Source organism: Streptomyces sp. IBSBF 3136 (genome assembly GCF_036815105.1).
Taxonomy (GTDB): Bacteria; Actinomycetota; Actinomycetes; order Streptomycetales; family Streptomycetaceae; genus Streptomyces.
On record NZ_JAJSZC010000203.1, the window covers coordinates 1 to 14,219 of the forward strand.

Sequence of the window (14,219 nt, forward strand, 5' to 3'; positions counted from 1 at the left end):
CCCCCCCCCCCCCCCCCCCCCCCCCCCCCCCCCCCCCCCCCCCCCCCCCCCCCCCCCCCCGCGGCGTTCACCGGAGGTGCGTCAGAACGTCTGCAGGGTCACCAGCGTGATCCGCAGGGCGTCACCGGTGCCCTCGGTCTCGATCCGTACCCGCTGTCCGGGTCGCAGCAGCCGCAGCGCGCCCGCGTCGAACGCCGCCGCGCCGAAGGGCACCGGGGTGCCGTCGTCGAGCAGCACCTGCCCGCTGCGGGTCTCGGGGTCGTACGTGTACGCGGTCGCCTGCATGACCGCCAGCGTAGTGGCTCCGCCGGGCCGCCAGCGGTCCGCCGACCGCGCCGCCCGTCCCCTCAGGAGCCCGGGATCAGCAGCCCCGCCGACACCGCCGCCGTGTAGCGCCCGACGCCCAGCGCCAGCGCCGCGCGCAGGTCCTCACCGGTGTCCACGTCCTGGCGCACCGAATCGACCCCGGCGAGACCGAGTTCCGCGGCGCCGGAGAGGCGGTGCCGGGCCCGCGAATCGGTGCCGAACGCCGGGCTCAATTCCCGGCCCGGCGCGGCGGCCAGCAGGGTCGTCCCGAGGGTGGCCGCGTCCGCGAGAAAGGCGCGCGGGAATTCGGCCGCGGCGTCCAGCACCCGGGACAATTCCAGCGGCCGCAGGGCCGGGAGATCGGCGTTCAGCGCCGCCACGGCGGCGTCGGGGTGTATTTCCCGTACGGCGTCCGCGCCGTGCCCGAGAGCGGCGTTCAGGCCGTTTCGCGGCGCGTCGGGGACGATCCGGGCGCCCAGGGCCGCCAGTTCCCGGCCGGCCAGCACGTCGTCCGTGACGACCGCCACATCCGCCACCGCCCGGCACGACAGCGCCGCGACCACCGTGTCCTGCGCGAACGCCAGGGCCAGACCCGGGCGCACCCCGTCGGCCGCCGTGTCCGCGAGCCTGCTCTTGGCCCGCGCCAGGGGCTTCAGGGGGATGACCAAGGTCCACTGCACCGGCGTACCGTCCCTCTCTCGTCGCGCTCATTGTCACCCGCTGCATCCGGCGCGGACGTGGGTGGGGCGTACGGTGTCCTCGACAGACCGGCGGTCCGGGGCGACACTTGTGCGGCCCCTGGGGCCTGAGCAAGTCCTAAAGGAAGGTGTCCGCGTGTCCCGCCGCAGAATCGGGTTCTGGTACCGCTTCGCAGCGGTCCTGTGCAAACCGCCGCTGGTGGTTCTGATGAAGCGGGACTGGCGCGGAATGGAGCACATTCCGGCCGATGGTGGATTTATCACCGCGGTGAACCACAATTCCCACGTGGACCCCTTCGCGTACGCGCACTATCAGTACAACACCGGACGGGTTCCGCGATTCCTGGCGAAGAGCGGACTTTTCAAGAAGGGATTCGTCGGCGCCGCCATGCGCGGCACCGGGCAGATCCCCGTCTACCGCGAGAGCACGGACGCGCTCAGCGCCTTCCGCGCCGCGATCGACGCCGTGGAGCGCGGCGAGTGCGTCGCCTTCTACCCCGAGGGCACCCTCACCCGCGACCCGGACGGCTGGCCCATGATCGCCAAGACCGGCGCGGCCCGGGTCGCCCTGCAGACCAGGTGCCCGGTCGTCCCGGTCGCCCAGTGGGGCTGCAACGAACTGCTGCCGCCCTACGCCAAGAAGCCCCACCTCTTCCCGCGCAAGACCCACCGGGTCCTCGCGGGCCCGCCGGTGGACCTCTCCCGGTTCTACGACAAGGAGATGACCGCCGACCTGCTGCGGGAGGCGACCGAGGTCATCATGGCGGCCATCACCCGCCTGCTGGAGGAGATCCGCGGCGAGGAGGCCCCCGAGACGCCCTACGACCCGCGCCGTGAGCGGATCGAGCAGCGCCGCAAGACCCGTGCGCAGGTGGAGGTCACGGGCGGCGGCACCGAAGAGGAGAGCGGCAAGTGAGCAAACCTGTCCGGGTGGCCGTCATGGGCACCGGCTCGTGGGGCACCGCCTTCGGCATGGTCCTCGCCGACGCGGGCTGCGAGGTCACCCTGTGGGCCCGCCGCGCCGAACTGGCCGAGGCGGTCAACTCCACGCGGACCAACCCCGACTACCTGCCCGGCGTGGAACTCCCGGAGAACCTGCGCGCCACCTCCGACGCCGCCGAGGCCCTGCGGGACGCCGACTTCACCGTCCTCGCCGTGCCCTCCCAGACCCTGCGGGCCAACCTCGCCGACTGGACGCCGCTGCTCGCGCCCGGCACCGTGCTCGTCTCCCTGATGAAGGGCGTCGAACTCGGCTCCGCCATGCGGATGAGCGAGGTGATCGACGACGTCGCCAAGGTCGGCGCCGACCGCATCGCCGTCGTCACCGGCCCCAACCTGGCCCGGGAGATCGCCGCCCGCATGCCGGCCGCCGCCGTGGTGGCCTGCACCGACGAGGAGGTCGCCCGGCGCCTTCAGGCCGCCTGCCACACGGCGTACTTCCGGCCGTACACCAACACCGACGTGGTCGGCTGTGAACTCGGCGGCGCGGTCAAGAACGTCATCGGGCTCGCCGTCGGCATCGCCGACGGCATGGGCCTCGGCGACAACGCCAAGGGCTCGCTCATCACCCGGGGCCTGGCCGAGACCACCCGGCTCGGCATGGCCCTCGGCGCCGACCCGCTGACCTTCTCCGGCCTCGCCGGCCTCGGCGACCTGGTCGCCACCTGCTCCTCGCCGCTGTCCCGCAACCACACCTTCGGCACCAACCTGGGCCGGGGCATGACGCTGGAGGAGACCATCGCGGTCACCCGGCAGACCGCCGAGGGCGTCAAGTCGTGCGAGTCCGTGGCCGATCTCGCCCGCCGGCACGGCGTCGAGATGCCGATCGCCGAGACGGTCGTCGACATCGTGCACGAGGGCAAGCCGCCGGTGGTCGCCCTCAAGGAGCTGATGTCGCGCAGCGCGAAACCCGAACGACGCTGAGCGACGCCCCTGCGTCGACGCTGTCTTGGGGCTCTGCCTGCGGGTACGCTCATCCCGATATGAGCACCGAGAACCTCCCCCAGAGCCCTGAGCAGCCGTCCCGCAAGCCGCGCGTGGCCGTCGTGTTCGGCGGACGCAGCTCCGAACACGGGATCTCCGTGGTCACCGCGGGCGCCGTCCTCAAGGCCATCGACCGGACGAAGTACGACGTTCTGCCGATCGGCATCACCCGGGACGGCCGTTGGGCCCTGACGGCCGACGAGCCGGAGCGGATGGCCATCACCGACCGCCGGGTACCGGCCGTGGAGGAGCTGGCGGAGTCCGCCGAGGGCGGCGTGGTGCTCCCCGTCGACCCGCACAACCGCGAGGTCGTCTACACCGAGCCCGGCTCCGTGCCCAAGGCGCTCGGCGAGGTCGACGTGGTCTTCCCGGTGCTGCACGGCCCCTACGGCGAGGACGGCACCCTCCAGGGGCTGCTGGAGCTGTCCGGCGTGCCGTACGTGGGTTCGGGCGTGCTCGCCTCGGCCGTCGGCCAGGACAAGGAGTACATGAAGCGGGTGTTCACCTCCTTCGGGCTCAAGGTCGGCCCGTACGTGGTGATCCGCCCGCGCGAGTGGGAGCGGGACGAGTCCGCCGCCCGCAAGAAGATCATCGACTTCGCCGGCGAGCACGGCTGGCCGCTGTTCGTGAAGCCCGCGCGCGCGGGCTCCTCCATCGGCATCACCAAGGTCGACGACCTCTCCGGCCTGGACGAGGCGATCGCCGAGGCCCAGTCGCACGACCCGAAGATCCTGGTCGAGGCGGCCCTGCGCGGCCGCGAGATCGAATGCGGCGTCCTGGAGTTCGAGGACGGTCCGCGCGCCTCGGTCCCGGCCGAGATCCCGCCGCCGCAGGAGCACGCGTACTACGACTTCGAGGCCAAGTACATCGACTCCACGCCCGGCATCGTCCCGGCCCCGCTGACCGGCGAGGAGACCGCCGAGGTGCGGCGGCTCGCGGTCGAGGCGTTCGACGCCGCCTCCTGCGAGGGCCTGGTCCGCGCCGACTTCTTCCTCACCGAGGACGGCGAGTTCGTGATCAACGAGATCAACACCCTGCCCGGCTTCACGCCGATCTCGATGTACCCGCAGATGTGGCAGGCCACCGGTATCGGCTACCCGGAGCTGGTGGACCGCCTGGTGCAGGCCGCGCTGCGCCGTTCCACCGGGCTGCGCTGACCGCGCGCCCGCACCGGCCCACCGTCAGCGCATGGAGGCGATCCCCTTGGGGATCGCCTTCCTGACGGAGGCCGCCAGGCCGGTGAGCACCGGCGTACCGTCCTGCCCGGACATCCCCCGGGGCAGGCTGATCTGCACATAGGCCACGCGGTTCGCCGTGGTGAAGCGCCAGGTGCCGTCGTCCCGCTTCTCCATGAGCCAGTCGACGCCGTTCACCCCGCCCGCCACGGCGTCGGGGTCCCCGCCCTCGGCCACCTTCGGGTCCACCATCTTCGGCGGCCGCCGGACACCGCAGCGCAGTATGATCGCCGGGCTTCCCCAGCCCGCCGTGTAGGCGGACCGGGGCTCGGGGTCGTCGCGGCCCCGTCCGTCCAGCTTCTCGGGCAGCGACCGGTGCAGGTCCCGGCACACCCCGGCCGTCTTGGCGTCGGGTTCGGGAACCGCCACCGTGGCGCTGTCGTCTGCCGAGGAGCAGCCCGCGACCGCGATCAGCAGCGCGGGCGCGAGCAGGCCGAGGGGCCGGTGACGGAAGTTGTTCACCGGCCAAGGGTAGACGGGGGCTACAGATGCACGACCGGGCAGGTCAGGGTGCGGGTGATGCCGTCCACTTGCTGGACCTTGGCGACCACCATGCGACCCAGGTCGTCGACCGTGTCGGCCTGGGCGCGCACGATGACGTCGTACGGTCCCGTCACGTCCTCGGCCTGGATAACACCAGGGATCTTGCTGATCGTCTCGGCGACGGTCGACGCCTTGCCGACCTCCGTCTGGATCAGGATGTACGCCTGTACCACGGAACCTCCAGGGCGGCCACGAGGATCATGTGGGGAAAAGGAACGCCACGGTATCGCGTTGCCGCTCCCCGCGGGGAGACCTGCGGGGACCGGGCTTGCGCGCCAGGGGTGCAGGCACGACAGAAGTTGACGGTCACCTCGACGGTATCGGGGACACTGATGACGCGCGACCGGGCACGGACCGGCACAGAAGGGGCTTGAGGGCAATGAAGGGCACAGTGGGTGAGCTAGGTGAGTTCGGGCTCATCAGGGAGCTGACCTCCCGTCTCACCACCACCCCGGTGGTCCGGGTCGGCCCCGGTGACGACGCCGCGGTGATCGCCGCGCCCGACCGGCGGGTGGTGGCGAGCACCGACATCCTGCTGGAGGGACGGCACTTCCGCCGCGACTGGTCGACGGCCTACGACGTCGGGCGCAAGGCGGCCGCGCAGAACCTCGCGGACATCGCCGCGATGGGCGCCGTGCCGACCGCGCTGCTGCTCGGCCTGGTCGTCCCGGCCGAACTCCCGGTCACCTGGCCCACCGAGCTGATGGACGGCCTGCGCGACGAGTGCCAGGTCGCGGGCGCCGCCGTGGTCGGCGGAGACGTCGTGCGCGGGGACACCATCATGGTCTCGATCACCGCGCTCGGCGACCTGCGCAACCAGGAGCCCGTCACCCGCTCCGGCGCCCAGCCCGGCGACCTGGTGGCCGTCACGGGCTGGCTGGGCTGGTCCGCGGCCGGCTACGCGGTGCTCTCCCGCGGCTTCCGCTCCCCGCGCGCCTTCGTGGAGGCCCACCGGCGCCCCGAACCGCCGTACCACGCGGGTCCGGCCGCCGCCGCGCTCGGCGCGACCGCGATGTGCGACGTGAGCGACGGGCTGATCGCCGATCTCGGGCACATCGCGGAGGCCAGCTCGGTCCGCATCGACGTCCGGTCCGGCGCGATCGACATCCCCTCGCAGATGAACGACATCGGCCAGGCCGTCGGCGTCGACCCGTTGCAGTGGGTGCTGACCGGGGGAGAGGACCACGCCATCGTGGCGACCTTCCCGCCGGACGCCAAGCTGCCGGCCCGCTGGAAGGTCATCGGCGAGGTCCTCAACCCCTCCGCGCTGCCCCAGGTGACCGTCGACGGTGCGCCGTGGACCAGCAAGGGCGGCTGGGACCACTTCGGGGACCTGGAACCGTGATCCCGCGGGTACTCACGGTGGCGGGCTCGGACTCCGGCGGCGGAGCGGGCGTCCAGGCCGACCTGAAGACGATGCTGGCGCTCGGCGTGCACGGCATGAGCGTGATCACCGCCGTGACGGCGCAGAACTCCCTGGGCGTCCAGGGCGCCTGGGAGCTGCCGGTGGAGGCCGTACGGGCCCAGTACCGCAGCGTGGTCGACGACATCGGCGTCCAGGCCGTGAAGACCGGCATGCTGGCCTCGGCCGAACTGGTCGAGGCGGTCGCCGAGTTGATCTCCGGCACGGACGCGCCCGCCGTGGTGGACCCGGTCGGCGTCTCCAAGCACGGCGATCCGCTGTTGGCCGCCTCCGCGCTGGACTCGGTGCGCACCGCGCTGCTGCCGGCGGCGACCGTGGCCACCCCCAACCTGGACGAGGTGACGCAACTCACCGGGGTCCGGGTCGAGTCGGAGGACGATCTGCGCCGGGCCGCCGCGGCCGTGCTGGCGTACGGGCCGCGCTGGGTGCTGATCAAGGGCGGGCACCTGGCGGGGGACGCGGTGGACCTGCTGACCGACGGCTCCGCCGAGCACTGGCTGCGGGCCCCGCGCCACGACAACCGGCACACCCACGGCACGGGCTGCACGCTCGCCTCGGCGATCGCGTCAGGGCTGGCGAAGGGGCTGCCGGTCCCGGAGGCGGCTCACGCGTCCAAGGAGTACGTCACCGGGGCGATCGCCGCCGGGTTCGCCCTCGGAGCGGGCATCGGACCGGTCGACCACGGCTGGCGCACACGCGCGTAGCACGGATCAGGGAACGGCAAAAAGCCGGCCCACCCGGAGGTGGACCGGCTTTTTGCAGCGTACCGAACAGTGGCCGCGCGCTCAGCTGTAGCGTCAGCGCGAGACCTTGCCGGCCTTGATGCACGAGGTGCAAGCGTTCACGCGCTTCGGCGTCCCGCCGACCACGGTACGCACACGCTGGATGTTCGGGTTCCAGCGGCGGGACGTACGGCGGTGCGAGTGCGAGATGTTGTTGCCGAAGCCCGGCCCCTTGCCGCAGACGTCGCAGTTGGCAGCCACGGGTCACTCCAAAGACTTCAGATGCACTTACGGTTGATCCCGGCAGGCCGGGATCGAGATCATAAGACCTGAGACCTTGAGTGGCGTTGCCAGGGGAATGGCCCGATCGGATCGGGCAACCGGAGCAGCATACAACGACTGCGTCCGGACAACGAAACTACCATGGCAGCTCAGTGCCCCGCTCCCGGCCCTCTTCCGGAGGGCACCCCTCCGGGGTCTACGCTGCGTCCCACGTCCAAGCAGCTCAGGGAGGCGCAGGTGGCGCAGGCGCCGCAGACACTCGATGCTCTCGCGGTACGCACCTGGTGCGGTCTGGCGCTGCGGGCACTGGGGCGGGCCCGCGAGGACATCGACGCCATCAACGTCTACCCGGTGGCCGACGGCGACACCGGCACCAACCTGTACCTGACCCTGGAGTCCGCCGCGACCGCCGTCGAGGCCGTCTTCGCCGGGTACGGGACGGGCTCGGCGGAGCCGTCCCTCGCGGACGCGGTGCGCGCCATGGCCCACGGGGCGCTCATCGGGGCCCGGGGCAACTCCGGCACGATCCTCGCGCAGCTGCTGCGGGGCATGGCGCAGGTGCTCGCCGACGACCCCCCGCACGAGCGCGAGGGCACCGGCGGCACCGGAGGCACCGCCGGTGCCGGTGACCCCGACTGCGCCGCCGGCACCGACGGGGCGGGGCTGCGGCGGGCGCTGCGGCGGGCCGCCGACTCCGCCAGGGAGGCCGTGGCCCATCCGGTCGAGGGCACCGTGCTGACGGTCGCCTCCGCCGCCGCCGAGGCGGCCGAGGGCACCGAGGGCGATTGCGGGGCCGTCGCGCGGGCCGCCTACGAGGGCGCGCGGGCCGCCTTGGCGGCCACTCCCGGCCAGCTGACCGTGCTGCGCCTGGCCGGGGTCGTCGACGCGGGCGGCCGCGGACTGGTGACCGTGCTGGGGGCGCTCGTGGAGGCGTTCACCGGAGAGGCGGTCCGCGAGACCCTGCACGCCGCGGAGGGCGCCGCCGACGCGCACGCGCGCGTGGCGGGCGTCCCCGGCGGCGCCGGGGCCGGGCCGTGGGCCCGTACGGAGGCGGCCGCCCAGGAGGAGACGCGCACCGGCGCGGCCGGCTCGGGTCCGGCACCCTGCGCCGACGCCACCGGGACGGGCGGCCCCGCCTTCGAGGTGATCTACCTGCTGGAGGCCGAGGACACGGCCGTGGCCCGGTTGCGCGCCCGGCTCGACGCCCTGGGCGACTCCCTCGTCGTGGTCGGCGGCGACGGCCTGTGGAACGTCCACGTGCACGTCGACGACGCGGGCGCCGCCGTGGAGGCGGGGGTCGAGGCGGGCCGGCCGCACCGGATCCGCATCACCCACTTCGGCCTCGGCGACGTGCACACCGGCGGCGAGCAGCCCCCGCGCGAGCGCGCCCAGCGGGCCGTCGTCGCCGTGGTGCCCGGCGAGGGCCTGGCCGGGCTGTACGCCGAGGCCGGCGCGACCGCCGTCCTCGCCCGCCCCGGCGAGCCGCCCGCCAGCGGAGAACTCGTGCAGGCCGTGCGCCGCGCCCACGCGCGCGAGGTCGTGCTGCTGCCCAACGACGCCGAACTGCGCCACACCGCGGCGGCCGCGGCCGAGCAGGCCCGCACCGAGGGCATCCGGGTGGCCCTGATCCCGACCCGCTCGGCGGTCCAGGGCATCGCCGCGCTCGCCGTCCACGAACCGGGACGCCGGTTCGACGAGGACGTCGTCCAGATGACCTCGGCGGCCGGCGCCACCCGGTACGCCGAGGTCGCCGTCGCCGAGCACCAGTCCTGGACCACGGCCGGCATCTGCCAGGCCGGGGACGTGCTGGGCCTGATCGACGGGGACGTCGCGGTGATCGGCCCGGACGTCACCGCCACCGCCGTCACCGTCCTGGACCGCATGCTCCAGGCCGGCGGCGAGCTGGTCACCCTCGTGGTCGGCGACGAGGCGCCCGAGAGCGTCGCCGACCGCCTGGAGGCACGCGTGCGCGAGTCCTACCTCGCGGTGGACACCGTGGTCTACCGCGGCGGCCGGCAGGGGGCGCTGCTCCTCATCGGCGTGGAGTGAACCGGGGTCACGTCCCGGGCCGCTCCGCCCGCAGCAGCCGCTCCGCCGCGGCCCGCCGCGCCCGGACGGTGCCGTCCACGCCGTCGGCGCCCTCGTAGGCGGCGAGGACACCCCGCGCGCGTGCCGCCGCCCCGGCGGCCCGGCCGAGGTCGGCCTCCAGCCGTCCGGCGGCGAGCTCGGCACCGGTACGGCTGTGCAGCCCCTCCGCGCCGAGCGTCCCGAACAGCTCCGCCGCCCGGTCCAGCTGCGTCAGCGCGGCCTCGAACGCCTCCTGGACGGCCCGGTCGGTGCCCCTGGCGTCCTCATCGCTCCCCGCCCTGTCGGGCCCCTCTGCTCCTCCGGCCGTTCCGGACTCCCCGGCCGTTCCTGCCCCTTCAGCCGCCTCTTCGGCCGTCTCGGCGGCCTCTGCCGCCAGGCGGGCCAGGAGGTCGCCGAACTGGCTGTGGGTGTTGCCGAGTTCCGCGACGAGCCGGTCCCGGGTCGCAGGGTCCGCGGCGCCGTGCAGCGCCTCCTCACAGGCGTGCACCGCGTCCGCCATCAGCTCCCGCGCGCCCCGCTCCCCGGCCTCGCCGCGCAGCGCCAGCCAGGCACGGGCACGTATCGAGCGCACCAGGAAGAGCGGGTTGCCCAGCGCCCGCCACAGCTCGCCCGCGCGCGCGTAGGCACCGTCCGCCTCCTCCAGCAGGCCCGCGTTGCTCAGGGACTCGGCGGCGAGGTGGGCGAGCGTCGCGTGGTCCTGCTGCTCCGGCCAGTGCCGGGCGATCTCGGCGGCCCGCAGCCGGCGTTCCGCGGCCTCCCGGTGCTCGCCCAGCTCGCCCAGGCAGTCCCCGAGCCACCAGAGCGCCTGGACGACCGCCCCGTCGCCGTGCGTCTCCACGGACAGGTCGGGCAGCGCCGACTCCAGCACCTCGGCGGCCTCCGCGTACCGGCCCTCGCGCAGCAGCAGCCCGCCCAGCTGGTGCCGGGCCCAGGTACCCAGAATGGCGCCGTCGCCCGCCTCGTCGGCCCAGTGCGCGGCCTCCAGAGCGTGCTCCGCCGCCTCACCGGCCTCGCCGCGGCCACCGATCAGCTCCGCGAGCTGGAGGTGCAGCTGGGCGCGGCCGGACGGCTCCACATAGGGACCGCCGTGCTCAAGAGCGGACCGCAGCGCCTGCTCCGCCCCGCCGAGGTCGCCGAGCCCGTGCGCCAGCGCGGCCGCCCCCACCTCGTGCTCCACCGCGAACCACGGCAGCCCGGCGGCCACGTACTCGGCGGCGGCCCGCCTGAGCAGCCGTACCGCCTCCGGCTCCTGCCCCGAGAGCCCGGCCAGCTCGGCGAGCATCGCCCGCGCCTCGGCCGCCCGGGCGGCCGTCCGCACGTCGTCGCCCGTACGCCCCTCGACGAGGGCCAGCACCTCCCGCACGGCCCGCTCGGCCTCGACGAGCACCCCGTGCGCACCAGCCCGCGGCCCTCGGTCGCCCGGGGCGCCCACCGCGGGACCCCCGGCCTCCGGCACCTCCTCGTGCACCCGGCGCATGAGGATCCGCGCACGGCTCATCACCACCGACGCCGTCTGCCGTACCCCGGTGGCGTCCTCGGCGTACAGCGCGAGCACCTCGTCGTACGGTCCGCCGACCGCCGTCAGTGCCGCGTCCACGTCACCCGTCAGCGCGCGTACGTACGCCCCGCGCGCGCGTGCCGCCAGGGCTTCCCCGGGATCGCCCGCCTCCGCGTACAGCCGCGCGGCCCGCTCGAACAGGGCGAGGCCCTCGGGGCCACGCGCCATCGCCTCGTGGTCCGCGACCTCCGCGCGGGCCCGTGGCTCCAGCTCGGCGCCCTCGGCGGCCCGTGCGACCGCCGCCCACGCCTCCAGGGCACCCGGCCGCAGGGTCTCCGCCAGCCGCCGCGCCTCGGCGATCAGCGCCGGAAGATCCGGCAGGTCCGGCGGCACCGGCCGGTCGGCACTCTCCGCGGCCGCCGGCGCGGCCACGGGCGCCGAGCGCACCCGGCGGACACCCAGCGGCAGCCGCTCCACCAGGGGGCTCTGGGCCATGCGCGCGCGGGCGCGGTCACCGATGTGCGAGGTGCCGTTGCGCCCGTCGAACCGCGCGGCCAGTTCCAGCGCCTCCACGCGCGCGTGAGCGCCCAGTTCCCGCGCGCTCCACACCCGCCCCGCGGGGCCCGGGACCCGCCGCTCGCCCAGGCCCAGCGCGCACAGCCGGTCCATCAGCAGCGCGACCACGGTCAGGAAGTCCAGCCGGCTGCGCGGGTGCCCGGTGTCCGTGAAGTACGCCGGACGCTCCGCCAGCAGTTCAAGACCGCGCGCCTCGTTCCCGGTCAGCGCGCAGAACTCCACGTGATCCGCGTAGGCGCCCCGCATGCTCTCCATCGGGCGCACCAGGCGGAAACCGCGCAGGTGGTGGGCGCGGGCCTCGTCGACGCGGCCCAGCCGCAGCAACGGCACCAGCGACGAGGCGAGGACCGTGTGCGGCTCGTGGGCGCAGCTGTACTCGCCCTCCAGCACCGGCCCCCACAGCCGCAGCGCCTCCTCGTCCCGGCCGCGCTCGACCTGCCAGGCGCCCTGCCCGTGCAGCTCACAGGCGTGGCAGTCGGCCATCCGGTCCCGGTCGGCGGCCAGCCACGCGGCGTACGCCCGCTCCGCCCGCGGCAGATCACCGACGTGCGCCGCCACACTGAACTCCGCGCTGCGCACCGCCCGTTCCGAATGCCCCGCGAGCCGGTAGCGGTGCTCCATCTCGCCGAGCCACTTCTCCACCGAGGCCAGCGGGATGTGCGGCTGGTCCAGCATGCCCGCCGACACCCACTTGAAGACCCAGTGCAGCGAGTGCGCCTCGTACTCGTCGAAGTCCTCCGGCCGCTCGTCCCACATGCGCAGCAGCCGCGCGAACGGGACGAACATCCGGTCCTTCTCGGAGCTGTAGTTGTAGACCTTCAGCTGGTGCCCGAGCGCCTCGATCACGGCGAGCGGGACGTTCAGCCGCTCGGCGTCGGCGAGCAGCTGCTCCGCGCGCGCGTTGCGCGCCGGACCCTCCGGCCGCTCGGAGTTCTCCGCCATCGCCCGGCGCAGCGCGTCGAAGTCGGTGATCTCGTCCATCAGCGACCGTTCTCCCCGTGTGTGGCCCACTCCAGGAGGCCGATGAACGCCCTGTTGAGCAGCGCGGAGTCGGCCGGCCTGAGCGGCCGCTGCGCCATCAGCAGGGCCTGCCCGTACAGCGACTCGGTCGCGGTGCCGATCAGCTCCGGGTCCCGCAGCGAACTGATCCGGCGGATCAGCGGGTTGAGGTGGTTGAGCACCAGACGCGCGCGCGGGGCGCTGCCGCGCAGCGAGCCCAGGATGCCCGCCCACAGCTCGTCGGCCTGCTCCTCGGCCTCGGCCCGCGCCTGCTCGTGCCGGGCGGTCCGGTCGTCCAGGTGCAGCGCGGGCACGGACAGCGGATGGAAGGCGCGCAGCACGACGTCACAGCCCAGCGGGTCGAGCTTCGCGCGCGCGGCCGCGAGGAAACCGGACAGCGCCAGCTCCTCGGCCGGGTCGACGGCGTCCAGGTGCGCGGTCACGGTGTCCGCGTCCAGCTCGGCGACCACCGTCCCCGGCCGCACCGACGGCAGCGCCTCGACCAGCTCGCTGTCGTACGTGTAGCCGCCGTTCACCACCCCGACGCCCTGGGCCGCGGCGATGGGCGCGACCTGCCGGTACTCCTCGACCGTCCGCGTGAAGTGCACCACGGGGTGCCGCTGCGCGAACTCCTCCAGGGACAGCTGACCGTCGGTCGTCTCGAACGGCAGCCACGGCAGCATCGTGCGCAGCATGTCCGCGTCGTGCCGGGCCAGGGACTTCACCCCCAGGTGGTGCACCGCGAGGAACGCGGACAGCCGTTCCGGATCGCCGGCCGCGAGCCCGGTCAGCCAGGACCGAATCCTTTCGCCGAGCGCCTCCCGTACGGCCGCCAGGGTCTCGTCCTCGTACAGCGACTCCCGCGAGGCCGTGGGCCGCAGACTGTCGGTGTCCAGGACGCAGCGCACGAAGAACGCCCAGTCGGGCAGGAGCTGTTCGGCCCGTTCGGTGAGCAGCATGCCCTTCAGGTGCACGCGGTGCGTGGCCCGCTGCGCCGGGCTGACCGCCGACGGCAGCACATGGGCCACGCCCCGGATCCCGGCCAGCGGCAGGTCCAGGTCGATCGAGTCCAGCGGGGAGAAGCCGAACAGCTCGTGGCAGTGCCGGGCCAGGGCCACCCTGCGCGCGGACGGGCCGGGATACGGCCGGTCCCAGGGCGCGGGCAGGTCGGTGACCGCCTCCTCGCCCACCCGGACGTCGTAGGGCAGCAGCGACCCGAAGTCCCGGGCCAGGGTGAGGACGCGCTCGGGCGAGAGCCACTCGGCAGCGCCCGCCCGGGCCGTCAGGTGCACGGTGGTGCCCGGCTCCGGCCGCGCCTCGTCGGGCAGGGTCCGCACGGTGTAGGAGCCGTCGTCGCTCGCCGTCCACTCCACGGGCGGTGCCCCGGGCGTACGGGCGCTGCGGCTGACCACGCGGATCCGCTCGGCGACCACGAAGCAGGCCAGCAGGCCGATGCCGAACTGGCCGAGGAAGTCGGACCTGGCCTCCTGCAGGCCGTCCGCCCGCTTGGAGCTGCGCCCGATGGTCGCCAGCAGGCTGTGCACGTCCGACTCGGTGAGCCCGACGCCGGTGTCCTCCACGCGCAGCGACCCGTCCGCGGCGTGCAGCCGCACCCGGGCGGGCGCCGAGGGCTCCTCGGCCCGGCGCGCGGTGATGGCGTCCACGGCGTTCTGCAGCAGCTCGCGCAGGTAGACCTTGGGGCTGGAGTAGAGGTGATGGGAGAGCAGGTCCACCAGACCGCGCAGGTCGACCTGGAACGTGTGGGGTGACTGGGGTGACTGGGATGACTGGGAGGTCTGGGAGTCCATCGTCGCAGCGCCGGCGGGGGGAGCGTGCGTTCGGCGCGGGGTCGGGCGGTCCCGGGTG

At 74.2% G+C, this 14,219-nt stretch carries 13 protein-coding genes; 6 read left to right on the forward strand and 7 right to left on the reverse strand.

What is annotated here, in order from left to right:
• Positions 1–81: 81 nt before the first annotated feature.
• Both V7E45_RS31555 and cofC read right to left on the reverse strand, forming a co-directional pair.
• Entirely contained in the window at positions 82–285 is a 204-nt protein-coding gene (locus V7E45_RS31555) for a hypothetical protein (RefSeq protein WP_333777648.1), read from the reverse strand.
• A gap of 62 nt (positions 286–347) precedes the next feature.
• Positions 348–986: a 2-phospho-L-lactate guanylyltransferase gene (cofC, locus tag V7E45_RS31560; RefSeq protein ID WP_333777649.1), complete on the reverse strand. Its 639-nt coding sequence runs from the start codon at positions 984–986 to the stop codon at positions 348–350.
• A 154-nt stretch (positions 987–1,140) separates the two neighbouring features.
• On the opposite strand from cofC, the gene V7E45_RS31565 reads away from it, so the two are divergent.
• From V7E45_RS31565 to V7E45_RS31575, 3 genes are read left to right on the forward strand one after another with little or no spacing between them, the layout of a single operon-like run.
• Entirely contained in the window at positions 1,141–1,920 is a 780-nt protein-coding gene (locus tag V7E45_RS31565) for a lysophospholipid acyltransferase family protein (protein ID WP_333777650.1), read from the forward strand.
• Positions 1,917–2,927 carry an NAD(P)H-dependent glycerol-3-phosphate dehydrogenase gene (locus V7E45_RS31570; RefSeq protein WP_333777651.1) on the forward strand — a complete coding sequence of 337 codons (1,011 nt, stop codon included), beginning with the start codon at positions 1,917–1,919 and terminating at the stop codon, positions 2,925–2,927. Before V7E45_RS31565 ends, V7E45_RS31570 begins: the two co-directional genes overlap by 4 nt.
• Positions 2,928–2,986: 59 nt before the next feature.
• Positions 2,987–4,144 (forward strand): D-alanine--D-alanine ligase family protein, encoded by a 1,158-nt coding sequence (locus V7E45_RS31575; RefSeq protein ID WP_333777652.1) that lies wholly within the window; start codon positions 2,987–2,989, stop codon positions 4,142–4,144.
• Between the two features lie 24 nt (positions 4,145–4,168).
• Here the strand turns inward: V7E45_RS31575 and V7E45_RS31580 are convergent, their stop codons facing one another.
• On the reverse strand, positions 4,169–4,684 hold the full coding sequence (locus V7E45_RS31580; protein WP_333777653.1) for a DUF3515 domain-containing protein: 516 nt from the start codon (positions 4,682–4,684) through the stop codon (positions 4,169–4,171).
• 20 nt (positions 4,685–4,704) lie between these two features.
• Positions 4,705–4,938, reverse strand: coding sequence for an Lrp/AsnC family transcriptional regulator (locus V7E45_RS31585; protein ID WP_003997603.1), 234 nt, complete (start codon positions 4,936–4,938; stop codon positions 4,705–4,707).
• A gap of 206 nt (positions 4,939–5,144) precedes the next feature.
• Between V7E45_RS31585 and V7E45_RS31590 the strand changes: the two genes are divergently transcribed.
• Together V7E45_RS31590 and thiD are read left to right on the forward strand one after the other, a co-directional pair.
• Positions 5,145–6,110, forward strand: coding sequence for a thiamine-phosphate kinase (locus V7E45_RS31590; protein ID WP_333777654.1), 966 nt, complete (start codon positions 5,145–5,147; stop codon positions 6,108–6,110).
• Positions 6,107–6,892, forward strand: a complete 786-nt coding sequence (thiD, locus tag V7E45_RS31595; RefSeq protein WP_333777655.1) for a bifunctional hydroxymethylpyrimidine kinase/phosphomethylpyrimidine kinase — start codon at positions 6,107–6,109, stop codon at positions 6,890–6,892. Before V7E45_RS31590 ends, thiD begins: the two co-directional genes overlap by 4 nt.
• Before the next feature lie 93 nt (positions 6,893–6,985).
• Here thiD and rpmB read toward each other — a convergent pair whose 3' ends face one another.
• Complete coding sequence (rpmB, locus tag V7E45_RS31600; RefSeq protein WP_003993230.1) at positions 6,986–7,171, reverse strand: 50S ribosomal protein L28; 186 nt, start codon at positions 7,169–7,171, stop codon at positions 6,986–6,988.
• 258 nt (positions 7,172–7,429) lie between these two features.
• Between rpmB and V7E45_RS31605 the strand changes: the two genes are divergently transcribed.
• Positions 7,430–9,241 carry a DAK2 domain-containing protein gene (locus V7E45_RS31605; RefSeq protein ID WP_333777656.1) on the forward strand — a complete coding sequence of 604 codons (1,812 nt, stop codon included), beginning with the start codon at positions 7,430–7,432 and terminating at the stop codon, positions 9,239–9,241.
• Positions 9,242–9,248: 7 nt separating this feature from the next.
• Here the strand turns inward: V7E45_RS31605 and V7E45_RS31610 are convergent, their stop codons facing one another.
• Positions 9,249–12,335 (reverse strand): tetratricopeptide repeat protein, encoded by a 3,087-nt coding sequence (locus V7E45_RS31610; RefSeq protein WP_333777657.1) that lies wholly within the window; start codon positions 12,333–12,335, stop codon positions 9,249–9,251.
• On the reverse strand, positions 12,335–14,161 hold the full coding sequence (locus tag V7E45_RS31615; RefSeq protein WP_333777658.1) for an HSP90 family protein: 1,827 nt from the start codon (positions 14,159–14,161) through the stop codon (positions 12,335–12,337). The genes V7E45_RS31610 and V7E45_RS31615 overlap by 1 nt, the downstream gene beginning before the upstream one ends.
• Between the last annotated feature and the right edge of the window lie 58 nt (positions 14,162–14,219).